31 protein-coding genes are annotated in these 21,453 nt (G+C 58.8%); 29 read left to right on the top strand and 2 right to left on the bottom strand.

Translation table 11 applies throughout. From position 1 onward, the window contains the following. The 25 genes from rpsS (at nucleotide 1) to bfr (ending at nucleotide 13,134) form a co-directional block, all read left to right on the top strand. Nucleotides 1-276 carry a 30S ribosomal protein S19 gene (rpsS, locus tag MJ643_RS07650; RefSeq protein WP_003255482.1) on the top strand — a complete coding sequence of 92 codons (276 nt, stop codon included), beginning with the start codon at nucleotides 1-3 and terminating at the stop codon, nucleotides 274-276. Between the two features lie 11 nt (nucleotides 277-287). Next, nucleotides 288-620 (top strand): 50S ribosomal protein L22, encoded by a 333-nt coding sequence (rplV, locus tag MJ643_RS07645; protein WP_003103908.1) that lies wholly within the window; start codon nucleotides 288-290, stop codon nucleotides 618-620. 13 nt (nucleotides 621-633) lie between these two features. Next, the gene (rpsC, locus tag MJ643_RS07640; RefSeq protein WP_003255481.1) at nucleotides 634-1,320 is read left to right on the top strand and encodes a 30S ribosomal protein S3; all 687 of its coding nucleotides are present in this window, start codon (nucleotides 634-636) and stop codon (nucleotides 1,318-1,320) included. A gap of 12 nt (nucleotides 1,321-1,332) precedes the next feature. Beyond that, a complete protein-coding gene (gene rplP / locus MJ643_RS07635) occupies nucleotides 1,333-1,746 on the top strand; it encodes a 50S ribosomal protein L16 (RefSeq protein WP_003255479.1) in 414 nt (137 codons plus the stop codon). Continuing rightward, nucleotides 1,746-1,937 carry a 50S ribosomal protein L29 gene (gene rpmC, locus MJ643_RS07630; RefSeq protein WP_002555481.1) on the top strand — a complete coding sequence of 64 codons (192 nt, stop codon included), beginning with the start codon at nucleotides 1,746-1,748 and terminating at the stop codon, nucleotides 1,935-1,937. Before rplP ends, rpmC begins: the two co-directional genes overlap by 1 nt. Nucleotides 1,938-1,939: 2 nt before the next feature. Then, entirely contained in the window at nucleotides 1,940-2,206 is a 267-nt protein-coding gene (rpsQ, locus tag MJ643_RS07625) for a 30S ribosomal protein S17 (protein ID WP_003255478.1), read from the top strand. 23 nt (nucleotides 2,207-2,229) lie between these two features. After that, nucleotides 2,230-2,598, top strand: a complete 369-nt coding sequence (gene rplN / locus MJ643_RS07620; protein ID WP_002555479.1) for a 50S ribosomal protein L14 — start codon at nucleotides 2,230-2,232, stop codon at nucleotides 2,596-2,598. A gap of 11 nt (nucleotides 2,599-2,609) precedes the next feature. After that, nucleotides 2,610-2,924: a 50S ribosomal protein L24 gene (gene rplX, locus MJ643_RS07615; RefSeq protein ID WP_013970637.1), complete on the top strand. Its 315-nt coding sequence runs from the start codon at nucleotides 2,610-2,612 to the stop codon at nucleotides 2,922-2,924. A gap of 20 nt (nucleotides 2,925-2,944) precedes the next feature. Next, complete coding sequence (rplE, locus tag MJ643_RS07610; protein ID WP_003257095.1) at nucleotides 2,945-3,484, top strand: 50S ribosomal protein L5; 540 nt, start codon at nucleotides 2,945-2,947, stop codon at nucleotides 3,482-3,484. A gap of 13 nt (nucleotides 3,485-3,497) precedes the next feature. Next, nucleotides 3,498-3,803 (top strand): 30S ribosomal protein S14, encoded by a 306-nt coding sequence (rpsN, locus tag MJ643_RS07605; protein ID WP_013970638.1) that lies wholly within the window; start codon nucleotides 3,498-3,500, stop codon nucleotides 3,801-3,803. A gap of 209 nt (nucleotides 3,804-4,012) precedes the next feature. Continuing rightward, a complete protein-coding gene (gene rpsH / locus MJ643_RS07600) occupies nucleotides 4,013-4,405 on the top strand; it encodes a 30S ribosomal protein S8 (RefSeq protein ID WP_009681971.1) in 393 nt (130 codons plus the stop codon). A 12-nt stretch (nucleotides 4,406-4,417) separates the two neighbouring features. Further along, on the top strand, nucleotides 4,418-4,951 hold the full coding sequence (gene rplF, locus MJ643_RS07595) for a 50S ribosomal protein L6 (protein ID WP_009681972.1): 534 nt from the start codon (nucleotides 4,418-4,420) through the stop codon (nucleotides 4,949-4,951). Nucleotides 4,952-4,961: 10 nt separating this feature from the next. Beyond that, nucleotides 4,962-5,312, top strand: coding sequence for a 50S ribosomal protein L18 (gene rplR, locus MJ643_RS07590; protein WP_009397496.1), 351 nt, complete (start codon nucleotides 4,962-4,964; stop codon nucleotides 5,310-5,312). Nucleotides 5,313-5,315: 3 nt separating this feature from the next. After that, nucleotides 5,316-5,816: a 30S ribosomal protein S5 gene (gene rpsE, locus MJ643_RS07585; RefSeq protein WP_003255465.1), complete on the top strand. Its 501-nt coding sequence runs from the start codon at nucleotides 5,316-5,318 to the stop codon at nucleotides 5,814-5,816. A gap of 2 nt (nucleotides 5,817-5,818) precedes the next feature. Continuing rightward, nucleotides 5,819-5,995, top strand: a complete 177-nt coding sequence (gene rpmD / locus MJ643_RS07580; RefSeq protein ID WP_003255463.1) for a 50S ribosomal protein L30 — start codon at nucleotides 5,819-5,821, stop codon at nucleotides 5,993-5,995. A 3-nt stretch (nucleotides 5,996-5,998) separates the two neighbouring features. Further along, a complete protein-coding gene (gene rplO, locus MJ643_RS07575) occupies nucleotides 5,999-6,433 on the top strand; it encodes a 50S ribosomal protein L15 (protein ID WP_003257107.1) in 435 nt (144 codons plus the stop codon). Continuing rightward, nucleotides 6,434-7,765, top strand: coding sequence for a preprotein translocase subunit SecY (gene secY / locus MJ643_RS07570; protein WP_003257108.1), 1,332 nt, complete (start codon nucleotides 6,434-6,436; stop codon nucleotides 7,763-7,765). It begins immediately after the preceding gene. 28 nt (nucleotides 7,766-7,793) lie between these two features. After that, nucleotides 7,794-7,910, top strand: coding sequence for a 50S ribosomal protein L36 (gene rpmJ / locus MJ643_RS07565; RefSeq protein ID WP_002555468.1), 117 nt, complete (start codon nucleotides 7,794-7,796; stop codon nucleotides 7,908-7,910). Between the two features lie 131 nt (nucleotides 7,911-8,041). Further along, nucleotides 8,042-8,398, top strand: coding sequence for a 30S ribosomal protein S13 (gene rpsM / locus MJ643_RS07560; protein WP_003257112.1), 357 nt, complete (start codon nucleotides 8,042-8,044; stop codon nucleotides 8,396-8,398). 18 nt (nucleotides 8,399-8,416) lie between these two features. Further along, nucleotides 8,417-8,806, top strand: coding sequence for a 30S ribosomal protein S11 (rpsK, locus tag MJ643_RS07555; RefSeq protein WP_003255454.1), 390 nt, complete (start codon nucleotides 8,417-8,419; stop codon nucleotides 8,804-8,806). A gap of 15 nt (nucleotides 8,807-8,821) precedes the next feature. Beyond that, nucleotides 8,822-9,442 carry a 30S ribosomal protein S4 gene (gene rpsD / locus MJ643_RS07550; protein WP_003257114.1) on the top strand — a complete coding sequence of 207 codons (621 nt, stop codon included), beginning with the start codon at nucleotides 8,822-8,824 and terminating at the stop codon, nucleotides 9,440-9,442. A 22-nt stretch (nucleotides 9,443-9,464) separates the two neighbouring features. Further along, nucleotides 9,465-10,466 (top strand): DNA-directed RNA polymerase subunit alpha, encoded by a 1,002-nt coding sequence (gene rpoA / locus MJ643_RS07545; RefSeq protein ID WP_003255452.1) that lies wholly within the window; start codon nucleotides 9,465-9,467, stop codon nucleotides 10,464-10,466. Between the two features lie 42 nt (nucleotides 10,467-10,508). Continuing rightward, complete coding sequence (gene rplQ, locus MJ643_RS07540; RefSeq protein ID WP_003255451.1) at nucleotides 10,509-10,895, top strand: 50S ribosomal protein L17; 387 nt, start codon at nucleotides 10,509-10,511, stop codon at nucleotides 10,893-10,895. A gap of 171 nt (nucleotides 10,896-11,066) precedes the next feature. Next, complete coding sequence (locus MJ643_RS07535; RefSeq protein WP_013970641.1) at nucleotides 11,067-12,506, top strand: catalase; 1,440 nt, start codon at nucleotides 11,067-11,069, stop codon at nucleotides 12,504-12,506. Nucleotides 12,507-12,669: 163 nt separating this feature from the next. After that, nucleotides 12,670-13,134 carry a bacterioferritin gene (gene bfr / locus MJ643_RS07530; protein WP_003257116.1) on the top strand — a complete coding sequence of 155 codons (465 nt, stop codon included), beginning with the start codon at nucleotides 12,670-12,672 and terminating at the stop codon, nucleotides 13,132-13,134. Between the two features lie 116 nt (nucleotides 13,135-13,250). Here the strand turns inward: bfr and uvrA are convergent, their stop codons facing one another. Next, the gene (gene uvrA, locus MJ643_RS07525) at nucleotides 13,251-16,085 is read right to left on the bottom strand and encodes an excinuclease ABC subunit UvrA (protein WP_013970642.1); all 2,835 of its coding nucleotides are present in this window, start codon (nucleotides 16,083-16,085) and stop codon (nucleotides 13,251-13,253) included. Between the two features lie 129 nt (nucleotides 16,086-16,214). Here uvrA and MJ643_RS07520 point away from each other — a divergent pair, with 129 nt between their 5' ends. After that, on the top strand, nucleotides 16,215-17,609 hold the full coding sequence (locus tag MJ643_RS07520) for an MFS transporter (RefSeq protein WP_015268752.1): 1,395 nt from the start codon (nucleotides 16,215-16,217) through the stop codon (nucleotides 17,607-17,609). Between the two features lie 9 nt (nucleotides 17,610-17,618). After that, entirely contained in the window at nucleotides 17,619-18,161 is a 543-nt protein-coding gene (locus MJ643_RS07515) for a single-stranded DNA-binding protein (RefSeq protein WP_013970644.1), read from the top strand. A gap of 143 nt (nucleotides 18,162-18,304) precedes the next feature. Here MJ643_RS07515 and MJ643_RS07510 read toward each other — a convergent pair whose 3' ends face one another. Next, complete coding sequence (locus MJ643_RS07510; protein ID WP_047932847.1) at nucleotides 18,305-19,684, bottom strand: PLP-dependent aminotransferase family protein; 1,380 nt, start codon at nucleotides 19,682-19,684, stop codon at nucleotides 18,305-18,307. Nucleotides 19,685-19,883: 199 nt separating this feature from the next. On the opposite strand from MJ643_RS07510, the gene MJ643_RS07505 reads away from it, so the two are divergent. Both MJ643_RS07505 and MJ643_RS07500 read left to right on the top strand, forming a co-directional pair. After that, nucleotides 19,884-20,669 (top strand): TSUP family transporter, encoded by a 786-nt coding sequence (locus MJ643_RS07505; protein WP_031325527.1) that lies wholly within the window; start codon nucleotides 19,884-19,886, stop codon nucleotides 20,667-20,669. Between the two features lie 21 nt (nucleotides 20,670-20,690). Next, nucleotides 20,691-21,452, top strand: a complete 762-nt coding sequence (locus tag MJ643_RS07500; RefSeq protein ID WP_013970647.1) for an SDR family NAD(P)-dependent oxidoreductase — start codon at nucleotides 20,691-20,693, stop codon at nucleotides 21,450-21,452. The last annotated feature ends 1 nt before the right edge of the window (nucleotide 21,453 follow it).

The following is a 21,453-nucleotide window of genomic DNA, read 5'->3' as shown; positions in this document are numbered from 1 at the left end:
GTGCCACGTTCTCTGAAAAAAGGTCCTTTTATCGATCTTCACCTGCTGAAGAAGGTCGAAGTGGCGGTGGAGAAGAACGATCGCAAGCCAGTTAAAACCTGGTCGCGCCGTTCGATGATCCTGCCACAAATGGTCGGTCTGACCATCGCGGTACACAACGGTCGTCAACATGTCCCAGTTCTGGTGAACGAAGACATGGTCGGCCACAAACTGGGCGAGTTCGCCGGTACCCGCACCTATCGCGGGCACGTGGCTGACAAGAAAGCCAAGCGTTAAGGGGTAAGGAAATGGAAGTAGCCGCTAAGTTGTCGGGCGCTCGCATCTCCGCCCAGAAAGCCCGCTTGGTCGCCGACCAGATCCGCGGGAAGAAGGTGGGCGAAGCGCTCAACCTGTTGGCCTTCAGCAGCAAAAAAGCCGCTGAAATCATGAAGAAAGTCCTCGAGTCGGCCGTTGCCAACGCCGAACACAACGAAGGCGCAGACGTTGATGACCTGAAGGTCTCCACCGTCTTCGTCAACGAAGGGCGTTCGCTGAAGCGCATCATGCCACGTGCCAAAGGCCGTGCTGATCGCATCGTCAAGCGGTCTTGCCATATCACTGTCAAGGTTGCGGACAAGTAACGGAGTCGATCAGATGGGTCAGAAAGTACATCCCACTGGCATTCGCCTGGGAATCGTCAAGGAGCACACCTCCGTCTGGTACGCAGACGGTGCTACTTACGCAGATTACCTGTTGAAGGATCTGAAAACGCGTGAGTACCTCCAGGACAAACTAAAAAGCGCGTCCGTAAGCCGTATCGATATTCATCGTCCGGCTCAAACTGCACGCATCACCATCCACACCGCTCGTCCCGGTATCGTTATCGGTAAGAAAGGTGAAGATGTCGAGAAGCTGCGTCAGGACCTGACCAAGCAGATGGGTGTGCCTGTGCACATCAACATCGAAGAGATCCGCAAGCCGGAACTCGACGCTATGCTGGTTGCGCAGAGCGTAGCTCAGCAGCTGGAACGCCGCGTAATGTTCCGTCGCGCCATGAAGCGCGCCGTACAGAACGCCATGCGTATTGGTGCCAAGGGCATCAAGATCCAGGTGAGCGGTCGTCTCGGCGGTGCTGAGATTGCTCGTACCGAGTGGTATCGCGAAGGTCGTGTGCCTCTGCACACCCTGCGTGCCGATATCGACTACAACACCTACGAAGCTCACACCACTTACGGTGTGATCGGTGTGAAGGTTTGGATCTTCAAAGGCGAAGTTATTGGTGGTCGCCAAGAAGAACTGAAACCACAAGCACCAGCGCCTCGTAAAAAAGCTGCTAAGTAAGGGGTACGCCAAATGTTGCAACCAAAGCGTACAAAATTCCGCAAGCAGATGACTGGCCACAACCGTGGTCTGGCACTGCGCGGTAGCAAAGTCAGCTTCGGCGAATTCGCCCTGAAAGCTGTTGCTCGCGGTCGCCTCACCGCTCGCCAGATCGAGTCCGCACGTCGTGCGCTGACCCGTCACGTAAAACGTGGCGGTAAGATCTGGATCCGTGTGTTCCCGGACAAGCCGATCTCCAAGAAGCCTCTCGAGGTTCGTATGGGTAAAGGTAAGGGTTCCGTGGAATACTGGGTTGCCCAGATTCAGCCAGGCAAAGTCCTGTATGAAATCGAGGGTGTTTCTGAAGAGCTGGCGCGCGAAGCTTTCGCCCTGGCTGCTGCAAAGCTGCCTCTCGCCACCTCCTTTGTTAAGCGGACGGTGATGTGATGAAAGCGAATGAACTTCGTGAAAAATCGGCACAGCAACTGAATGAGCAACTGCTCGGCTTGCTGCGCGACCAGTTCAATCTGCGTATGCAGAAAGCAACTGGCCAGTTGGGGCAGTCGCACCTGCTCTCGCAAGTTAAGCGTGACATCGCTCGCGTGAAAACTGTGCTCAACCAGCAGGCAGGTAAGTGATCATGGCTGAAGCTGAAAAAACCGTCCGTACGCTGACTGGCCGTGTCGTCAGCGACAAAATGGACAAGACCATCACCGTTCTGATCGAGCGTCGCGTAAAGCACCCGATCTACGGTAAATACGTTAAGCGTTCGACTAAGCTGCACGCGCACGACGAAGCCAACCAGTGCAAGATCGGCGACAAGGTTTCCATCCGTGAAACCCGTCCGCTGGCCAAGACCAAGTCCTGGGCACTGGTTGAAGTCCTCGAACGCGCTGTTGAAGTCTAAGGGCTAGGGGTCGGAGAAATTTTATGATTCAGACTCAATCCATGCTCGATGTGGCCGATAACAGCGGCGCTCGTCGCGTCATGTGCATCAAGGTACTCGGCGGTTCGCACCGCCGTTACGCCGGCATCGGTGACATCATCAAAGTAACCGTCAAGGAAGCAATTCCGCGCGGTAAGGTCAAGAAAGGCCAAGTGATGACTGCTGTTGTCGTGCGCACCCGTCACGGTGTTCGTCGCGCTGACGGTTCCATCATTCGTTTCGACGGCAACGCTGCTGTTCTGCTGAACAACAAGCAAGAGCCGATCGGCACTCGCATCTTCGGGCCAGTGACCCGTGAACTTCGTACTGAGAAGTTCATGAAGATCGTCTCGCTCGCCCCTGAAGTGCTGTAAGGAGATCCGACATGCAAAAGATTCGTCGTGACGACGAGATCATCGTGATCGCCGGCAAAGACAAAGGTAAGCGCGGTAAGGTGCTGAAGGTTCTGGCTGACAACCGTCTGGTTGTTGGTGGTGTGAACCTGGTCAAGCGTCATACCAAGCCTAACCCGATGGCGGGCGTACAGGGCGGTATCGTCGAAAAAGAAGCGCCTCTGCACGCTTCCAACGTTGCCATCTTCAACGGCGAAACCAACAAGGCTGACCGCGTTGGTTTCAAAGTAGAAGACGGTAAAAAAATTCGTGTCTTCAAGTCGACCCAAAAAGCGGTTGATGCTTGAACACTGCTAGGTAGAAGACCATGGCACGACTGAAAGAGATTTACCGGAACGAAATCGCTCCTAAGCTTAAGGAAGAACTTAAGCTGTCGAACGTGATGGAAGTTCCGCGCGTTACCAAGATCACCCTGAACATGGGTCTGGGCGAAGCGATCGGCGACAAGAAAGTCATCGAGCACGCTGTTGCCGACCTGGAAAAGATCACCGGTCAAAAGCCGGTAGTGACTTTCGCTCGTAAATCCATCGCGGGCTTCAAAGTCCGTGAAGGCTGGCCGATCGGTGTCAAGGTGACCCTGCGTCGCGACAAGATGTACGAATTCCTGGACCGCCTGCTGGCGATCTCCCTGCCTCGGGTTCGCGACTTCCGCGGCCTGAATGCCAAGTCCTTCGATGGCCGTGGCAACTACAGCATGGGCGTGAAAGAGCAGATCATCTTCCCGGAAATCGACTACGACAAGATCGATGCTCTGCGCGGTTTGGACATCACCCTGACCACCACTGCTCGTTCGGACGACGAAGGCCGCGCTCTGCTGCGTGCTTTCAAGTTCCCGTTCCGCAACTGATTGGAGTAGGAAAATGGCCAAGAAGAGCATGAAAAACCGCGAGCTGAAGCGTCAGCTCACGGTAGCCAAGTACGCCAAGAAGCGTGCCGAGCTGAAAGCGACCATCGTCAACCTGAACGCCTCTCCTGAAGAGCGTTTCGCTGCCGTTGTCGCCCTGCAGAAGCAGCCACGTGATGCCAGCGCTTCGCGTCTGCGCAACCGTTGCCGCCTGACCGGTCGTCCTCACGGTGTATACCGTAAGTTCGGCCTGGGCCGTAACATGCTGCGTCAAGCTGCAATGCGCGGTGACGTACCAGGTCTGGTCAAGGCCTCCTGGTAATCGCTGCAGGCTGGATCCCGGCGGAAGGGGAGCAATCTTCCGACCGCCGGTGACCTCGCCAACAAACAAGCCCCTATATGGGGCTTGTTTCGTTTCTACCTTGTGTCTAGAATGACCGGCTCACCTGAGCCTGGGTTTTTTGCCCTGTCCGCTCGGGTGGTTGTGATAGCCGCAAGGCTAATAATTCTTGTATCAGGAGCATCTAGCCCATGAGTATGCAGGACCCGTTAGCGGACATGCTAACTCGCATCCGTAATGCCCAGATGGCTGAAAAGTCCGTCGTAAGCATGCCTTCCTCCACCCTGAAGGTCGCGGTTGCCAAAGTTCTGAAAGACGAAGGTTACATCGCCGGCTACCAGGTAACTGGTGAGGCCAAGCCTTCCCTGTCGATCGAACTGAAGTACTTCGAAGGCCGTCCGGTCATCGAGGAACTGAAGCGCTCCAGCCGTCCAGGCCTGCGCCAGTACAAGTCCGTCGCAGAACTGCCGAAAGTACGTGGCGGTCTGGGCGTGTCTATCGTCTCCACCAACAAAGGTGTGATGACTGATCGCGCTGCGCGCGCTGCCGGTGTCGGCGGCGAAGTTCTGTGCACAGTGTTCTAAGGGGAGATAGGCATGTCTCGCGTCGCTAAGAACCCCGTTAAGCTGCCAGCAGGCGTCGAAGTCAAATTCGCCGGCCAGCAGCTTTCGGTGAAGGGTGCCAAAGGCACTCTCGAACTGAACGTTCACTCGTCTGTTGAAGTTACCGAAGAGTCTGGCGAGCTGCGTTTCGTCGCTCGTAACGGTGACCAGCAAGCTCGCGCCATGGCCGGTACCACCCGCGCTCTGGTGAACAACATGGTCCAGGGCGTAAGCCAAGGCTTCGAGCGCAAGCTCCAGCTGGTCGGTGTTGGTTACAAGGCACAGGCCAAGGGCACCGTCCTGAACCTGGCCCTGGGCTTCTCGCACCCAGTGGACTACGAACTGCCAGCCGGTATCACCGCTGAAACCCCAAGCCAGACCGACATCCTGATCAAGGGTATCGACAAGCAGCTGGTGGGTCAGGTGGCCGCTGAAATCCGCGACTTCCGTCCGCCAGAGCCTTACAAAGGCAAGGGTGTGCGTTACGCGGACGAAGTAGTCCGTCGTAAAGAAGCCAAGAAGAAGTAGGGCCTAGCAAATGACCGACAAAAAAGTTACTCGACTGCGTCGCGCTCGCAAAGCACGTCTCAAGATGCACGAACTCGAAGTCGTGCGCCTGTGCGTGTTCCGCTCCTCGCAGCACATCTACGCCCAGGTCATTTCGGCCGACGGCAGCAAGGTTCTGGCAAGCGCCTCGACCTTGGACAAAGAACTGCGTGATGGCGCCACTGGCAACATCGACGCGGCCACTAAGGTTGGCAAGCTGGTAGCTGAGCGTGCGAAAGCCGCCGGTGTATCTCAAGTTGCCTTTGACCGTTCCGGCTTCAAGTACCATGGCCGCGTCAAAGCGCTGGCCGATGCTGCTCGTGAAGGCGGGCTGGAGTTCTAAGTTATGGCAAATAACGATCAAAAGCGCGACGAAGGCTACATCGAGAAGCTGGTTCAAGTTAACCGCGTTGCCAAAACCGTAAAAGGCGGCCGTATCTTCACCTTCACCGCGCTGACCGTGGTAGGTGATGGTAAAGGCCGTGTTGGCTTCGGCCGTGGCAAATCGCGCGAAGTACCTGCCGCGATCCAGAAAGCCATGGAAGCTGCTCGCCGCAACATGATCCAGGTTGACCTGAAGGGCACCACCCTGCAGTACGCCACCAAGGCTGCCCACGGCGCCTCGAAGGTTTACATGCAGCCTGCCTCGGAAGGTACCGGTATCATCGCCGGTGGCGCAATGCGTGCTGTCCTGGAAGTTGCTGGTGTTCAGAACGTTCTGGCCAAGTGCTATGGTTCGACCAACCCAGTGAACGTGGTTTACGCCACCTTCAAGGGTCTGAAAGCCATGCAATCTCCTGAATCCATTGCTGCCAAGCGCGGCAAGAGCGTCGAGGAGATCTTCTGATCATGGCAACCGTAAAAGTAACGCTGATCAAGAGCGTCTCGGGCCGTCTGCCTAACCACAAGCTGTGCGTTAAGGGCCTGGGTCTGCGTCGCATCGGTCACACTGTAGAAGTCCAGGATACTCCCGAAAACCGCGGGATGATCAACAAGGCTTACTACATGCTGAAGGTCGAGGGTTAATCGATGAAACTCAATGATCTGAGTCCAGCGCCGGGTTCCCGTCGCGAGAAGCATCGTCCAGGTCGTGGTATCGGTAGCGGTCTGGGTAAGACCGGCGGCCGTGGCCACAAAGGTCAGACTTCCCGTTCGGGTGGTTCGATCGCTCCTGGCTTCGAAGGCGGTCAACAGCCGCTGCACCGTCGTCTGCCGAAGTTCGGCTTCGTTTCCCTGAAAGCCATGGATCGCGCCGAAGTGCGTCTGTCCGAGCTGGCCAAGGTGGAAGGCGACGTGATCTCCGTGCAATCCCTGAAGGATGCCAACGTGATCGGCCAGAACGTACAGCGCGTGAAAATCATGCTGTCTGGCGAAGTCACTCGCGCAGTCACCATCAAGGGTATCGCAGCCACCAAGGGTGCGCGTGCGGCTATCGAAGCAGCTGGCGGCAAGTTCGAGGAATAAATGGCTAAGCAAGGTGCTCTCTCTTCGCTCGGTAAGGGCGGGATGTCGGAACTCTGGGCTCGTCTGCGCTTTCTGTTCATGGCGATCATCGTCTATCGGATAGGTGCGCATATCCCGGTTCCTGGCATCAATCCAGACCGTCTGGCGGATCTGTTTCGGCAGAATGAGGGGACCATTCTTAGCTTGTTCAACATGTTTTCCGGTGGCGCGCTTGAGCGCATGAGCATCTTTGCACTGGGGATCATGCCGTACATCTCGGCATCGATCATCATGCAGCTGATGACGGCGGTCAGCCCGCAACTGGAACAGTTGAAGAAGGAAGGTGAAGCTGGCCGTCGCAAGATCAGCCAGTACACCCGCTACGGCACCGTTATCCTGGCACTGGTTCAAGCCATTGGCATGTCCATTGGCCTGGCCAACCAGGGCGTGGCGTTTTCTGTAGGCCTGGGCTTCCATGTCGTTGCCGTCTCCACCTTCGTGGCAGGCGCGATGTTCATGATGTGGCTGGGCGAGCAGATCACCGAGCGCGGTGTGGGCAACGGTATCTCGATGTTGATCTTCGCGGGTATCGTTGCCGGTCTTCCGAGAGCAATCGGGCAGTCTTTCGAGTCTGCGCGCACAGGCGATATCAACATTTTCGCCCTGGTCGCTATCGGTTTGCTGGCAGTAGCGATTATCGGTTTTGTGGTGTTCATTGAGCGTGGTCAGCGTCGTATCGCCGTTCACTACGCCAAGCGTCAGCAGGGCCGCAAGGTCTTCGCTGCGCAGACCAGCCACTTGCCGCTGAAGGTGAACATGGCGGGGGTTATCCCGGCCATTTTCGCGAGCAGCATTCTGCTGTTCCCGGCTTCGCTGGGTGCCTGGTTCGGTCAGTCCGAAGGTATGGGCTGGCTGCAGGACATCTCGCAGTCGATCGCTCCTGGTCAGCCGTTGAACATTCTGCTGTTTAGTGCAGGGATCATTTTCTTCTGCTTCTTCTACACAGCGCTGATGTTCAACCCGAAAGACGTAGCGGAAAACCTGAAGAAGTCCGGTGCCTTTATTCCGGGTATCCGTCCTGGTGAGCAGTCGGCACGCTACATTGATGGCGTTCTGACCCGTCTGACCATGTTCGGTGCTCTTTACATGATGGCCGTCTGCCTTCTGCCCCAGTTCCTGGTGGTGGCAGCAAATGTGCCGTTCTACCTTGGCGGGACCTCGTTGCTGATTGTGGTAGTGGTTGTGATGGACTTCATGTCCCAAGTACAATCGCACCTCGTTTCGCACCAGTACGAATCCCTGATGAAGAAAGCCAACCTGAAAGGCTACGGTGGCAGCGGTCTGCTGCGCTGATACGCCCCTAAGGTTCGAGGAGTCGGTAATGAAAGTTCGTGCATCGGTGAAAAAGCTGTGCCGTAACTGCAAGATCATCCGTCGCGAAGGCGTCGTACGAGTGATCTGCAGCGCGGAACCGCGTCACAAACAGCGCCAAGGCTGAGTGTGATCTGCGCTTCAAACCCAGCAGCTAGTGTGCTGCTGGGTTGATTATTCGTTTCTACAGCGATATTATCTCGCGCCCTATTTCTTGGCTTCCGGGGCGTAGGTAGCTGTCAATTGGAGTCCCACTGAATGGCCCGTATTGCAGGCGTCAACATTCCAGATAACAAGCATGCTGTTATCTCGCTGACCTACATCTATGGTGTCGGTCGCACTACTGCACAGAAGATCTGTGCAGACGCTGGTGTAAACCCAGCCGCTAAGATCAAGGATCTGAGCGACGAGCAAATCGAAACCCTGCGTGGCGAAGTCGCGAAGTTCACCACCGAAGGTGACCTGCGTCGTGACATCAACATGAAGATCAAGCGCTTGATGGACCTGGGTTGCTATCGCGGCCTGCGTCATCGTAAAGGTCTGCCGGTTCGCGGTCAGCGCACCAAGACCAACGCACGCACCCGTAAGGGCCCGCGTAAGCCGATCCGCAAGTAATCGCCCAGGAATATAGACATGGCAAAACCTGCTGCTCGTCCTCGTAAGAAAGTCAAAAAGACAGTGGTTGATGGCATCGCCCACATCCATGCCTCTTTCAACAACACCATCGTGACCATCACCGACCGTCAGGGCAACGCTTTGTCCTGGGCGACCTCCGGTGGTTCGGGTTTCCGTGGTTCGCGCAAATCCACCCCGTTCGCAGCCCAGATCGCTGCTGAGCGTGCTGGTCAAGCTGCGCTGGAATACGGTCTGAAGAACCTCGACGTAAACGTCAAGGGTCCAGGTCCAGGTCGTGAGTCCGCCGTTCGTGCACTGAACAGCTGCGGCTACAAGATCGCCAGCATCACCGACGTGACGCCAATCCCGCACAACGGGTGCCGTCCGCCGAAGAAGCGTCGCGTGTAATCAGGAGACAGATAAATGGCACGTTACATTGGTCCAAAATGCAAACTGTCTCGTCGTGAAGGCACTGACCTGTTCCTGAAGAGCGGCGTTCGCGCTCTGGAATCGAAGTGCAACATCGAAGCAGCCCCAGGTATCCACGGCCAGCGCCGTGGCCGTCAGTCCGACTACGGTACCCAGCTGCGCGAGAAGCAAAAAGTTCGTCGTATCTACGGTGTTCTGGAGCGTCAGTTCCGCGGTTACTACCAGGCTGCAGCCTCGAAAAAAGGCGCAACCGGTGAGAACCTGCTGCAACTGCTCGAGTGCCGTCTGGATAACGTCGTCTACCGTATGGGCTTCGGCTCGACTCGTTCCGAGTCCCGTCAGCTGGTTTCGCACAAAGCGATCAGCGTCAACGGTAAGACTGTAAACATTCCATCCTACCAAGTTCGTCCGGGTGACGTGGTCGCGGTTCGCGAGAAGTCGCTGAACCAGCTGCGCATTGTTCAAGCCCTTGAACTGTGCGCCCAGCGTGGCCGCGTTGAGTGGGTTGACGTGGATGCTGCTAAAAAGTCGGGCGTTTTCAAGAACGTTCCTGCTCGCAGCGACCTGTCTGCCGACATCAACGAGAACCTGATTGTCGAGCTCTACTCCAAGTAAGGGCTAGAAAATAGGTGCATCCATGCAGATTTCGGTAAATGAGTTCCTGACTCCCCGCCACATTGATGTGCAGGTAGTCAGTCCGACCCGCGCCAAGATTACGCTCGAGCCTCTCGAGCGTGGTTTCGGCCATACCCTGGGCAACGCGCTGCGCCGCATCCTGTTGTCCTCCATGCCTGGCTGTGCAGTAGTCGAGGCCGAGATCGACGGCGTACTCCACGAGTACTCCGCGATCGAAGGTGTTCAGGAAGACGTCATTGAAATCCTGTTGAACCTGAAAGGCCTGGCTATCAAACTGCACGGTCGTGACGAAGTTACGCTGACCTTGTCGAAAAAGGGTTCGGGGGTGGTTACCGCTGCCGATATTCAGCTGGATCACGATGTCGAGATCGTCAACCCCGATCACGTAATCGCGAACCTGGCGTCGAACGGCGCCCTGAACATGAAGCTCACTGTAGCTCGTGGTCGTGGTTACGAGCCGGCCGACTCCCGTCAAACCGACGAAGACGAAAGCCGTAGCATTGGCCGTCTGCAGTTGGACGCTTCGTTCAGCCCGGTGCGTCGTATCGCCTATGTGGTCGAGAACGCCCGTGTTGAACAGCGTACCAACCTGGACAAGCTGGTCATTGATCTGGAAACCAACGGAACCCTGGATCCTGAAGAGGCTATCCGCCGCGCTGCGACCATCCTGCAACAGCAGCTGGCCGCGTTCGTCGACCTCAAAGGTGACAGCGAGCCTGTCGTAGTCGAGCAGGAAGACGAGATCGATCCGATCCTGCTGCGTCCGGTTGACGACCTGGAACTGACTGTACGTTCGGCCAACTGCCTCAAGGCGGAGAACATCTACTACATCGGCGACCTGATTCAGCGTACCGAAGTAGAGCTGTTGAAGACTCCTAACCTGGGCAAGAAGTCCCTGACTGAAATCAAGGACGTCCTGGCCTCTCGTGGTCTGTCTCTCGGCATGCGCCTCGACAACTGGCCGCCTGCAAGTCTTAAGAAAGACGACAAGGCGACCGCCTGATCGTCGTAATCACCGAACGTAGTGTTTGGTAAGGAATGAATCATGCGTCATCGTAAAAGTGGACGTCACCTGAGCCGTACCAGCTCTCACCGCAAGGCTATGTTCCAGAACATGGCAGTGTCGCTGATCGAGCACGAGCTGATCAAAACCACCCTGCCGAAAGCCAAGGAACTGCGCCGCGTTGCCGAGCCGCTGATCACCCTGGCCAAGGAAGACAGCGTAGCTAACCGCCGTCTGGCCTTCGATCGTACCCGTTCGAAGTCCGCTGTTGGCAAGCTGTTCAACGACCTGGGCAAGCGTTACGCCACCCGTCAGGGCGGCTACCTGCGCATCCTGAAGTGCGGTTTCCGCGCTGGCGACAACGCTCCTATGGCGTACGTCGAGCTGGTTGATCGTCCGGTCGGCGGTGCTGTAGAAGCTGCTGAGTAAGACGTTCTGTCTGCTACAAAGAACCGGGCCTAGTGCCCGGTTTTTTGTTTTAAGATGTATTGTTTATTCCTATTGATTCAAGTCATGTAATGCATTTGTTCTTGTAACCTTGCTCGTCAATACTCTCCCAGAGCCGATTAGCCGGCGCTTGAAGACCGATAAGGAGAGCCCATGAGCAAGATTCTCACCACCGCCAGCGGTGCACCTGTAGCAGACAACCAGAATTCCCGTTCCGCCGGCCCGCGCGGCCCGCTGCTGCTCGATGACTTCCACCTGATCGAGAAGCTCGCCCACTTCAACCGCGAGAACATTCCTGAGCGCCGCGTACACGCAAAAGGCTCGGGCGCCTACGGCACCTTTACCGTCACCCGCGATATCACCGATTACACCAGTGCCAAGTTGTTTGAACAGGTTGGCAAGCAGACCGAAACCTTCCTGCGCTTCTCCACCGTTGGTGGTGAGCGTGGCTCCGCTGATACCGAGCGCGATCCCCGTGGTTTTGCCGTCAAGTTCTACACCGAGGAAGGCAATTGGGACATCGTCGGCAACAACACGCCGGTGTTCTTCATCCGCGACCCACTGAAGTTTCCGGACTTTATCCACACCCAGAAGCGTCACCCACAATCCAACCTGAAGAACGCTCAGATGATGTGGGACTTCTGGTCACACTCTCCCGAGGCGCTGCATCAGGTCACCATTCTGTTCTCCGATCGCGGCATTCCGGACGGCTACCGCCACATGCACGGCTTCGGTAGCCATACCTACAGCCTGATCAATGCCAAGGGTGAACGCACCTGGGTCAAATGGCACTTCAAGACCCAGCAAGGCATCAAGAACCTCGCACCGGCAGATGCTGCGCGCCTGGCAGGTACTGACCCAGACTACGCCCAGCGCGACCTGTTCGAAGCCATCGAGCGGGGCGATTACCCACGCTGGACCGTATGCATCCAGGTGATGAGCGAAGCCGAGGCTGCCAGCCGCGACGAAAACCCCTTCGACGTTACCAAGACCTGGTCGCAGAAGGACTACCCGCTGATTGAAGTGGGCGTGCTGGAGCTCAACCGTAACCCGCTCAACTACTTTGCCGAGGTCGAGCAGGCTGCGTTTGGCCCGAGCAACATGGTGCCGGGTGTTGGCCTGTCGCCGGACCGCATGCTGCAAGGGCGGGTATTCGCCTACGCCGACGCGCATCGCTACCGGGTGGGTACCAACCACCAGCAGCTGCCGGTGAACGCACCACGCTGCCCGGTCAACAGCTACCAGCGTGATGGTTCCATGGCCGCTGGCAGTTACGGCAGCGCGCCGAACTATGAGCCCAACAGCTACAGCGATGCACCGAAGCAGTCACCAGGCCACGCCGAGCCTGCACTGGCCCTGAATGGTTCGGCAGATCGCTACGACCACCGCGAGGATACCGACTACTACAGCCACGCCGGCGCGCTGTTCCGCCTGATGAGCGATGAGCAGAAAGCCCTGCTGATAAACAACATAGCCGGCACCATGGCAGGCGTCAGCGAAGACGTGATCCAGCGTCAGCTGCAATACTTCTTCAAGGCCGATCCGGCCTACGGCGAAGGGGTTGCCAAGGCCTTGGGCGTCAATCTCGCCTAAGTCGAAGTGATAAGAAGAACCGCCCTCATTTGGGCGGTTTTTCAATGAATATCACTACTGTTTAACCGATTTTTTGCTTCTAATTGCGCGGTTTTCAGTGACCGCAGGCAAAAGCTGGTTCACACTGTGTGGCATAGACGTTTTCACATGGAGAAACAGGGCGATGCAAGGTCACCCGGACGTAATCAACTACCTCGTTACGCTGCTGAAGGGCGAACTGGCGGCTCGCGACCAGTACTTCATTCACTCGCGTATGTACGAAGACTGGGGCCTGTCCAAGCTCTACGAGCGCATCAACCACGAAATGGAAGAAGAGACGCAGCACGCCGATGCCCTGATGCGTCGCATCCTCATGCTCGAAGGCACCCCTGACATGCGCGCGGACGACCTGGAAGTGGGCAGCACCGTGCCGGAAATGATCGAGGCCGACCTCAAGCTCGAGTACAAGGTACGCGGCGCGCTGTGCAAAGGCATCGAACTGTGCGAATTGCACAAGGACTACATCAGCCGCGACATCCTGCGCGCTCAGTTGGCTGATACCGAAGAAGATCACACCTACTGGCTGGAGAAGCAGCAGGGGCTGATCAAGGCCATTGGCCTCGAGAATTACCTGCAGTCGCAGATGTAAAAGGCTGGGGCTGCTCTGCAGCCCTATCGCGACAAAAGGCCGCTCCCACAGGGAAATGCATTCCTCCTGTGGAGCGGCCTTTTGTCGCGAAAAGGGCAAAAAGCGCCCCCAAGGCCTTACGCCCGATCCCGCTCCAGCAACGGTTTCAGGTAGTGCCCGGTATACGACTGCTTCATCGTACTCAGTTCTTCCGGCGTACCGCAGGCAATGATCTGCCCGCCTTTCGAACCACCCTCCGGCCCCAGATCCACCAGCCAATCCGCGGTCTTGATCACATCCAGGTTGTGCTCGATCACCACCACGGTATTGCCGTGGTCGCGCAGGCGATGCAGGACGTCCAGCAACTGCTGAATATCGGCAAAGTGCAGGCCCGTGGTCGGCTCGTCGAGAATGTACAAGGTCTTGCCGGTATCACGCTTGGACAGCTCGCGCGACAGCTTCACTCGCTGTGCCTCACCGCCCGACAGCGTGGTCGCCGACTGGCCCAGCTTGATGTATGACAGCCCCACATCCATCAACGTCTGCAGCTTGCGCGCCAGCGCCGGCACTGCGTCGAAGAACTCGCGGGCATCCTCGATGGTCATTTCCAGCACCTCGTGGATGTTCTTGCCCTTGTACTTGATCTCCAGGGTTTCGCGGTTGTAGCGCTTGCTCTTGCACACGTCGCACGGCACATAGATATCCGGCAGGAAGTGCATCTCCACCTTGATCAGGCCATCGCCCTGGCAGGCCTCGCAACGGCCTCCCTTGACGTTGAACGAGAAACGCCCCGGACCATAGCCGCGCGAACGCGATTCCGGCACACCGGAGAACAGCTCGCGGATCGGCGTGAAGATGCCGGTGTAGGTCGCCGGGTTCGAGCGAGGGGTGCGGCCGATCGGGCTCTGGTCGATGTCCACTACCTTGTCCAGGTGCTGCAGGCCATCCATGCTGGCATGCGGCGCCGCTTCCAGGCTGCTTGAGCCATTCAGGGCGGTCGCGGCCAGTGGGAATAGGGTGTTGTTGATCAGTGTCGACTTGCCCGAACCGGACACCCCCGTCACGCAGGTCAGCAGGCCGATCGGGATTTCAAGGTCGACGTTTTGCAGGTTGTTGCCACGCGCGCCCTTGAGCTTGAGTTGCAGCTTCTTGTTGCGCGGCGTGCGCTTGGCCGGCACTACGATCTTCTTGCGCCCTGACAGGTACTTGCCGGTCAGCGAGTCGGGGTGCTCCATGACTTCCTGCGGCGACCCCTCGGCGACGATCTGACCGCCGTGCACGCCGGCCCCAGGGCCGATGTCCACCACGTAGTCAGCCAGGCGGATGGCGTCTTCGTCGTGTTCCACCACGATCACCGTGTTGCCCAGGTCGCGCAGGTGGTTGAGGGTGGCCAGCAGGCGGTCATTGTCACGTTGATGAAGGCCGATGGACGGCTCATCGAGGATGTACATCACTCCCACCAGGCCAGCACCGATCTGGCTGGCCAGGCGGATACGCTGCGCTTCGCCACCGGATAGGGTATCAGCGCTGCGGTCCAGGGTGAGATAGTCGAGACCGACGTTCACCAGGAACTGCAGGCGCTCGCAGATTTCCTTGAGGATCTTCGCCGCAATCTCGCCACGGCGTCCGGTCAGAGTCAGCTCGCCGAAGTAGTTGCTGGCTTCACCGATCGGCAGGTTGGTCACTGCCGGTAGCGTTTTTTCGCCCACCCACACATGCCTTGCCTCACGGCGCAGGCGGGTGCCGCGGCAATCGGGGCACGGCTGGGTGCCGAGGAACTTGGCCAGTTCTTCGCGCACGGTGGCCGACTCGGTCTCGCGGTAGCGACGCTCCAGGTTCGGCACGATGCCTTCGAACGGGTGCGAGCGCTTGACGATGTCGCCACGGTCGTTGAGGTACTTGAAGTCGACGCTCTGCTTGCCGCTGCCCTGCAGGATCACCTTCTGGTGCTCGGCCGAAAGCTGGCCGAATGGTTCCTCCAGGCTGAAGCCGTAATGCGCGGCCAGCGAGCCGAGCATCTGGAAGTAGTACACGTTGCGCCGGTCCCAGCCGCGGATCGCGCCTTCGGCCAAGGTGAGCTCGGCATTGACCAGGCGCTTGGTGTCGAAGAACTGCTTCACCCCCAGTCCATCGCAGGTCGGGCAGGCGCCGGCGGGGTTGTTGAAGGAGAACAGTTTCGGCTCCAGCTCGCTGATGGCATGGCCACAGACCGGGCAGGCGAAACGCGCGGAGAAGATCGTCTCCTCGCCTGGCTCGTCATCCATCGGCGCTACCAGGGCTATGCCGTCGGCCAGCTTGAGCGCGGTCTCGAACGACTCGGCCAGGCGCTGTTGCAGGTCGGCGCGGACCTTGAAACGGTCCACCACCACATCGATGCTGTGTTTTTTCTGCTTGTCCAGCTTGGGCAGTTCGTCGAGCTCGTAGAGCTTGCCGTTGACCCGGGCGCGCACAAAGCCCTGGGCCCGTAGCTCGTCGAATACCGCCAGGTGCTCGCCCTTGCGCTCGCGCACCACCGGCGCCAGCAGCATCAGCTTGCTGCCTTCCGGTCGCTCCAGCACCAGGTCGACCATCTGGCTGATCGTTTGCGCTTCCAGCGGGATATCGTGATCCGGGCAGCGTGGGGTACCCACGCGAGCGTACAGCAGGCGCAGATAGTCGTAGATTTCGGTGATGGTGCCGACCGTGGAGCGGGGGTTGTGCGAGGTCGACTTCTGCTCGATGGAAATGGCCGGCGACAGGCCTTCGATGGTGTCGACGTCGGGCTTTTCCATCATCGACAGGAACTGCCGGGCGTAGGCCGACAGCGATTCCACATAGCGGCGCTGGCCTTCGGCGTACAGGGTGTCGAACGCCAGGGACGACTTTCCGGAACCGGACAGGCCGGTGATCACGATCAGCTTGTCCCGGGGCAGGGTCAGGTCGATGTTCTTCAGGTTGTGGGTACGTGCCCCACGAATCAGGATCTTGTCCACTGCGGCCTCGCTCGGCGGGCATAAACAAGGAAGTATACGGCGCGCTGCCAGTACGCGGCAAAGCGTCGCGTAGATGCCGTCAAGCTGTCGGACTGATAGAATCGCCGCCGGTTCACACGAGGTTAATCCATGCACGACACCCACAACGAGCGCATGAGTGGCGGCGAAACCCGCGCCGCTGGCGGCCTGGCCCTGGTCTTTGCCTTTCGTATGCTGGGCATGTTCATGGTCTTGCCGGTGCTGGCCACCTACGGCATGGACCTGGCAGGTGCCACGCCTGCGCTGATCGGCCTGGCCATTGGTGCCTATGGCCTGACGCAGGCCGTATTGCAGATCCCGTTCGGGATGATTTCCGATCGCATCGGCCGCCGGCCGGTGATTTACCTGGGGCTGGTCATCTTTGCCCTGGGCAGTGTATTGGCGGCCCAGGCCGACTCCATCTGGGGAGTGATCGCCGGGCGTATCCTGCAGGGCGCCGGGGCGATTTCCGCTGCGGTCATGGCGCTGCTGTCCGACCTCACCCGCGAGCAGCACCGGACCAAGGCCATGGCCATGATCGGCATGAGCATCGGCCTGTCGTTTGCCGTCGCCATGGTCGTCGGCCCATTGCTGACTCGTGCCTTTGGCTTGTCAGGATTGTTCCTCGCCACGGCAGGACTTGCCCTGGTCGGCATCTTGCTGATCGCCTTTGTGGTGCCCAATACCCACAGCATCCTGCAGCACCGTGAGTCGGGTGTGGCGCGCCAGGCCATCGGCCCGACCCTGCGCCATCCGGACCTTCTGCGCCTGGATGTGGGCATCTTCATCCTCCACGCCATCCTCATGGCCAGCTTCGTCGCATTGCCACTGGCCTTTGTCGAGCGCGGCGGCCTGCCGAAGGAGCAGCACTGGTGGGTATACCTGACCGCGTTGTTCATCTCATTTTTTGCAATGGTCCCGTTCATCATCTATGGCGAAAAAAAGCGCAAGATGAAACGCGTGCTGGCCGGGGCGGTCAGTGTGTTGCTGCTGGTGGAGGTGTTCTTCTGGCAGTGGGCTGACGGTTTGCGCGGACTGGTGATCGGCACCGTGGTATTCTTTACTGCATTCAACCTGCTGGAGGCATCACTGCCTTCGCTGGTGAGCAAGGTGTCGCCTGCAGGTGGCAAGGGGACGGCAATGGGGGTCTACTCCACCAGCCAGTTCCTCGGTGCTGCCCTGGGAGGAATCCTCGGTGGCTGGTTGTTCCAGCACGGCGGGCTGAACATGGTGTTCCTCGGTTGTGCGGTACTGTGTGCCATCTGGTTGGTCGTCGCCTTGCGCATGAACGAGCCGCCCTATGTGACCAGCCTGCGCATGCCGCTGACGCCAGAGGCAGTCCGGGAAGCCGGCCTGACCGAGCGCCTGATGGCTGTACCGGGTGTGACCGACGCCGTCGTGGTGGCGGAAGAAGCCGCCATCTATATCAAACTGGATACGAAAATTTTGGACCGTACGACCCTCGAGCGCCTGGTGAACCCGGCCTCTTCGGCGTGCGAAGCCTAGGAGAACGTTATGGCCCGTGGGGTTAACAAAGTCATTCTGGTCGGCACCTGTGGCCAGGATCCCGAAGTCCGCTACCTGCCCAACGGTAACGCCGTGACCAACCTGAGCCTGGCTACCAGCGAGCAGTGGACCGACAAGCAGTCGGGCCAGAAGGTCGAGCGTACCGAGTGGCACCGTGTGTCGCTGTTCGGCAAGGTTGCCGAAATCGCCGGCGAATATCTGCGCAAAGGTTCGCAGTGCTACATCGAAGGCAAGCTGCAGACCCGCGAGTGGGAAAAAGACGGCATCAAGCGCTACACCACCGAGATCATCGTCGACATCAACGGCACCATGCAGCTGCTCGGCGGTCGTCCGCAGAACCAGCAGCAGGGCGGTGACCCGTACAACCAGGGTGGCGGCAACTACGGTGGCGGCCAGCCGCAGCAGTACAACCAGGCCCCACGCCAGCAGGCCCCGCGCCCGCAACAGGCTCCTCAGCGCCCGGCCCCGCAGCAGCCAGCCCCGCAGCCGGCGGCTGACTTCGACAGCTTCGATGACGATATTCCGTTCTGATCAGAACGGTTAGGCGTCTGGCAAAACCAGAAACCCAGGGCAGTTGCCCTGGGTTTTTTTATGGGCGGTGCCGCGTACCTTTTTGTGGGCGGGTTTGCCCGAGAATGAATTGGTACCGACTGCCACTCCAGTAGCGAGCCTGATCAATAGAACAGCCGCGGCTCCGGCGAGTCCAGCAAGCTGACCAGCTTGGTCAGGGCAAAGCCCAACTCCTGACGGCTGGGGGCCATCAAGGCGATGCGCACGCCGCAGCTGGCGTGGCTGCGCTCTGGCAGGAACTGGCTGCCACTGACTACAGTGACGCCGTTGTTACGCGCCAGGTTGGCGAATTCGTCGCTGGTCCACGGCTCGGGCAACTCCAGCCAGATGTGGAAGCTGTTGGGCTGGCTGCGGATCTTGTACTTGCCAAGGATCTCCTGGGCCATTTGCTGGCGCGCGGCCGCCTCTTCCTGTTGTTCTCGCACCAACTGGTCGGCCATGCCGCTGTTGATCAGGTTGCTGGCCAGTTGTGCCATCAACGGCGATGGCATCCAGACGCTGCTGCGTACCATCGACGATAGCCGCGAGAGGGTTTGCGGTGGGGCGTACAGGTAACCGATACGCAGCGCCGGCAGCACACTTTTGGACAGGCTGGTGAGATACACCGAACGTTCTGGCGCATACGCCGCCAGTGGCTGGTAATCCGGTGCGGGTTCAAGGAAGCCGTAGATATCGTCATCGACGATGAACAGGTCGAACTCGCGGGCGATCTCTGCGATGGCCTGGCGCCGTGCGTGGGGCATGATCGAGTTGGTGGGATTCTGGTGGGTGGTGACACACACCAACAGGGAAGGGCGATGCTCCAGGCAGGCCGCGCGCAATGCCTCGGGAATAAGGCCATGCTCGTCCATGGCCACGCCACGCAGGCGGCGGCCCATGCTGTGGGCCAGGGAGATGATGCCTGGGTAGCAGAACGATTCGCACAGCACCACATCGTCGCTCTTCGACAGGCTGCTGATGGCCACCAATAGTCCATGCTGCGCGCCAGAGGTCAGTACAACCTGTTGCCAGCGCGCATCAGGCAGCCAGCGCCGAATCCAGTCTGCACCTGCTTGTTTGTGGGAGGTGTGACCACCTTCTGTCACATAGTCGAGTACCTGTCCCAGGTCCGCAGAGGTGGCCAGCTCGCTGATCGCCGTACCCAGCCAACTCATGTGGGCGTCGTTGGGTTTGATGATCGAGAGATCGATCTGGCTGCTTCCGCCAGTAACTGGTGTAGGCACCGACGGGGCGGATAACCGCTGTCGCAACTGCCTGACAAATGTGCCACGGCCTACCTCTCCAACCACCAGGCCGCGCTTGGCGGCTTCGTCGTAGGCTCTTCCAACGGTGCCGGGGGTTACATTCAGTGCCTCGGCAAGGTCTTTGAGGGTGGGCAAACGATCGCCTGCTGCAAGCCGACCACTTTCGATGTCCTGTTCAAGGGCATTAGCGATCATCAGATAAACCGGCTGGGTTTGATCGCCGTATTGAGGGACCCACATGGAAATGGCACCAGATTCTGCAATTGCGCGCAGCCTAACATGAAAGCCAGGATGCGGGTAATGATGGTAATCTTCGCCATTGAGTCGATTTAATTCGATATTGCATCGATTCAATTTTCGTAATTACAATCATCGCGCTGATTGGGACATGCACACTTGCGTTGTGCTTGGCAGGACACTCCACTGGATGGACTTCGCTATGGAAATTCTGGGCGCTTTCTGGGCGGAACACTGGTTGCTGGCGGTGCTCATGCTTGGGGCTATCGCTTTCGTTGCCGGCTTCGTAGACAGCATTGCCGGTGGCGGCGGGTTGTTCCTGGTGCCGGGCTTTCTGCTGGTCGGCATGCCACCGCAGGTTGCCCTCGGCCAGGAAAAACTGGTCAGTACCCTTGGCACACTGGCAGCCATTCGCAACTTCCTGGCCAACAGCAAGATGGTCTGGCAGGTGGCGCTGGTCGGCGTGCCATTCTCGTTGCTCGGTGCCTACCTGGGAGCGCACCTGATCGTCTCGATCTCCCAGGAGGCTGTGGGCAAGATCATCCTGGCGCTGATCCCCTTCGGCATCCTCATCTTCCTCACCCCCAAGGACCGCTTGGTCGAGGAGCGCGAACTGTCATCGCGCATGGTCTTCACCGTGGTGCCGCTGACCTGCCTGGCCATCGGCTTCTACGACGGCTTCTTCGGCCCGGGTACCGGCAGCATGTTCATCATCGCGTTCCATTACCTGCTGCGCATGGACCTGGTCTCCAGCTCGGCCAATTCAAAAACCTTCAACTTCGCATCCAACATCGGCGCTTTGGTGGCCTTCGTCATTGCCGGCAAGGTCGTCTACCTGCTGGCGGTGCCGCTGGTGGCCTGCAACATCCTCGGTAACCACCTTGGCAGTGCACTGGCCCTGCGCAAGGGCAACGAAGTGGTGCGCAAGGCGCTGGTGTTCTCGATGCTCTGCCTGTTCACCAGCCTGGGCGTTAAGTATCTGGCCTGACCCTTCCATAGGAGACAACTGATGAAAACTGCATTCGTAACCGGCGCCTCCTCGGGCTTTGGCCGCGCCATCTGCCGTACCTTGATCGGCAAAGGCTACCGCGTGATCGGTGGCGCCCGGCGCATGGACAAGCTGCAAGCGCTGGCCGCCGAGCTAGGCGTCAATTTCATTCCGCTGGCGCTGGATGTCACCGACCCGGTGTCGCTCGAGAAGGTGGTCGAGCAGATTAGTGATGCGTCACTGCAGGTCGACCTGCTGGTCAATAATGCCGGGCTGGCGCTGGGCGTGGACCGTGCCCAGGCCAGTAGTGCGGAAAACTGGCAGCGGATGATCGACACCAACATCACTGGCCTGGCCATGGTCACCCACAAGATCCTGCCGCAGATGGTGGAAGCTGACAGCGGCATGATCATCAATATCGGCTCGATCGCCGGCACCTATCCCTACCCGGGCGGTAACGTGTATGGCGCCAGCAAGGCCTTCGTTCGCCACTTCAGCCTCAACCTGCGCGCCGATCTGGCGGGCACCCGCGTTCGAGTGAGCAACATCGAGCCTGGGCTGTGCTCGGGGACCGATTTCTCGGTGGTGCGCCTGAACGGCGATCTGGATGCCGTGCAGGCGCTGTATCGGGACGTGGAGGCCATCCTGCCCGAGGACATCGCGGCCACGGTGGCCTGGATTGCCGAGCAGCCGGCGCATGTGAACATCAATACCATCGAGATCATGCCGGTGGCCCAGAGCAGTGCGGCGCTGAACGTGGTGCGCAACCTGCCGGCTTGCTGAT

The organism is Pseudomonas sp. PNPG3, assembly GCF_023093815.1.
Taxonomy (GTDB): Bacteria; Pseudomonadota; Gammaproteobacteria; order Pseudomonadales; family Pseudomonadaceae; genus Aquipseudomonas; species Aquipseudomonas asiatica.
This window is presented reverse-complemented; position numbering and strand designations above follow the sequence as displayed.

What these genes read in the sequence shown, in the direction of transcription:
- rplF (WP_009681972.1), top strand. Translation starts at nt 4,418, where the DNA reads ATGTCTCGCGTCGCTAAGAACCCCGTTAAGCTGCCAGCAGGCGTCGAA.
- rplO (WP_003257107.1), top strand. Translation starts at nt 5,999, where the DNA reads ATGAAACTCAATGATCTGAGTCCAGCGCCGGGTTCCCGTCGCGAGAAG.
- MJ643_RS07500 (WP_013970647.1), top strand. Translation starts at nt 20,691, where the DNA reads ATGAAAACTGCATTCGTAACCGGCGCCTCCTCGGGCTTTGGCCGCGCC.
- rplX (WP_013970637.1), top strand. Translation starts at nt 2,610, where the DNA reads ATGCAAAAGATTCGTCGTGACGACGAGATCATCGTGATCGCCGGCAAA.
- rpsE (WP_003255465.1), top strand. Translation starts at nt 5,316, where the DNA reads ATGGCAAATAACGATCAAAAGCGCGACGAAGGCTACATCGAGAAGCTG.
- rplQ (WP_003255451.1), top strand. Translation starts at nt 10,509, where the DNA reads ATGCGTCATCGTAAAAGTGGACGTCACCTGAGCCGTACCAGCTCTCAC.
- secY (WP_003257108.1), top strand. Translation starts at nt 6,434, where the DNA reads ATGGCTAAGCAAGGTGCTCTCTCTTCGCTCGGTAAGGGCGGGATGTCG.
- MJ643_RS07535 (WP_013970641.1), top strand. Translation starts at nt 11,067, where the DNA reads ATGAGCAAGATTCTCACCACCGCCAGCGGTGCACCTGTAGCAGACAAC.
- rpoA (WP_003255452.1), top strand. Translation starts at nt 9,465, where the DNA reads ATGCAGATTTCGGTAAATGAGTTCCTGACTCCCCGCCACATTGATGTG.
- rpsC (WP_003255481.1), top strand. Translation starts at nt 634, where the DNA reads ATGGGTCAGAAAGTACATCCCACTGGCATTCGCCTGGGAATCGTCAAG.
- rpmJ (WP_002555468.1), top strand. Translation starts at nt 7,794, where the DNA reads ATGAAAGTTCGTGCATCGGTGAAAAAGCTGTGCCGTAACTGCAAGATC.
- rpsH (WP_009681971.1), top strand. Translation starts at nt 4,013, where the DNA reads ATGAGTATGCAGGACCCGTTAGCGGACATGCTAACTCGCATCCGTAAT.
- MJ643_RS07505 (WP_031325527.1), top strand. Translation starts at nt 19,884, where the DNA reads ATGGAAATTCTGGGCGCTTTCTGGGCGGAACACTGGTTGCTGGCGGTG.
- rplP (WP_003255479.1), top strand. Translation starts at nt 1,333, where the DNA reads ATGTTGCAACCAAAGCGTACAAAATTCCGCAAGCAGATGACTGGCCAC.
- rpmD (WP_003255463.1), top strand. Translation starts at nt 5,819, where the DNA reads ATGGCAACCGTAAAAGTAACGCTGATCAAGAGCGTCTCGGGCCGTCTG.
- rplR (WP_009397496.1), top strand. Translation starts at nt 4,962, where the DNA reads ATGACCGACAAAAAAGTTACTCGACTGCGTCGCGCTCGCAAAGCACGT.
- rplV (WP_003103908.1), top strand. Translation starts at nt 288, where the DNA reads ATGGAAGTAGCCGCTAAGTTGTCGGGCGCTCGCATCTCCGCCCAGAAA.
- rpsM (WP_003257112.1), top strand. Translation starts at nt 8,042, where the DNA reads ATGGCCCGTATTGCAGGCGTCAACATTCCAGATAACAAGCATGCTGTT.
- bfr (WP_003257116.1), top strand. Translation starts at nt 12,670, where the DNA reads ATGCAAGGTCACCCGGACGTAATCAACTACCTCGTTACGCTGCTGAAG.
- rpsK (WP_003255454.1), top strand. Translation starts at nt 8,417, where the DNA reads ATGGCAAAACCTGCTGCTCGTCCTCGTAAGAAAGTCAAAAAGACAGTG.
- MJ643_RS07515 (WP_013970644.1), top strand. Translation starts at nt 17,619, where the DNA reads ATGGCCCGTGGGGTTAACAAAGTCATTCTGGTCGGCACCTGTGGCCAG.
- rplE (WP_003257095.1), top strand. Translation starts at nt 2,945, where the DNA reads ATGGCACGACTGAAAGAGATTTACCGGAACGAAATCGCTCCTAAGCTT.
- rpsQ (WP_003255478.1), top strand. Translation starts at nt 1,940, where the DNA reads ATGGCTGAAGCTGAAAAAACCGTCCGTACGCTGACTGGCCGTGTCGTC.
- rpsN (WP_013970638.1), top strand. Translation starts at nt 3,498, where the DNA reads ATGGCCAAGAAGAGCATGAAAAACCGCGAGCTGAAGCGTCAGCTCACG.
- rplN (WP_002555479.1), top strand. Translation starts at nt 2,230, where the DNA reads ATGATTCAGACTCAATCCATGCTCGATGTGGCCGATAACAGCGGCGCT.
- rpmC (WP_002555481.1), top strand. Translation starts at nt 1,746, where the DNA reads ATGAAAGCGAATGAACTTCGTGAAAAATCGGCACAGCAACTGAATGAG.
- MJ643_RS07510 (WP_047932847.1), bottom strand. Translation starts at nt 19,684, where the DNA reads ATGTGGGTCCCTCAATACGGCGATCAAACCCAGCCGGTTTATCTGATG.
- rpsD (WP_003257114.1), top strand. Translation starts at nt 8,822, where the DNA reads ATGGCACGTTACATTGGTCCAAAATGCAAACTGTCTCGTCGTGAAGGC.
- MJ643_RS07520 (WP_015268752.1), top strand. Translation starts at nt 16,215, where the DNA reads ATGCACGACACCCACAACGAGCGCATGAGTGGCGGCGAAACCCGCGCC.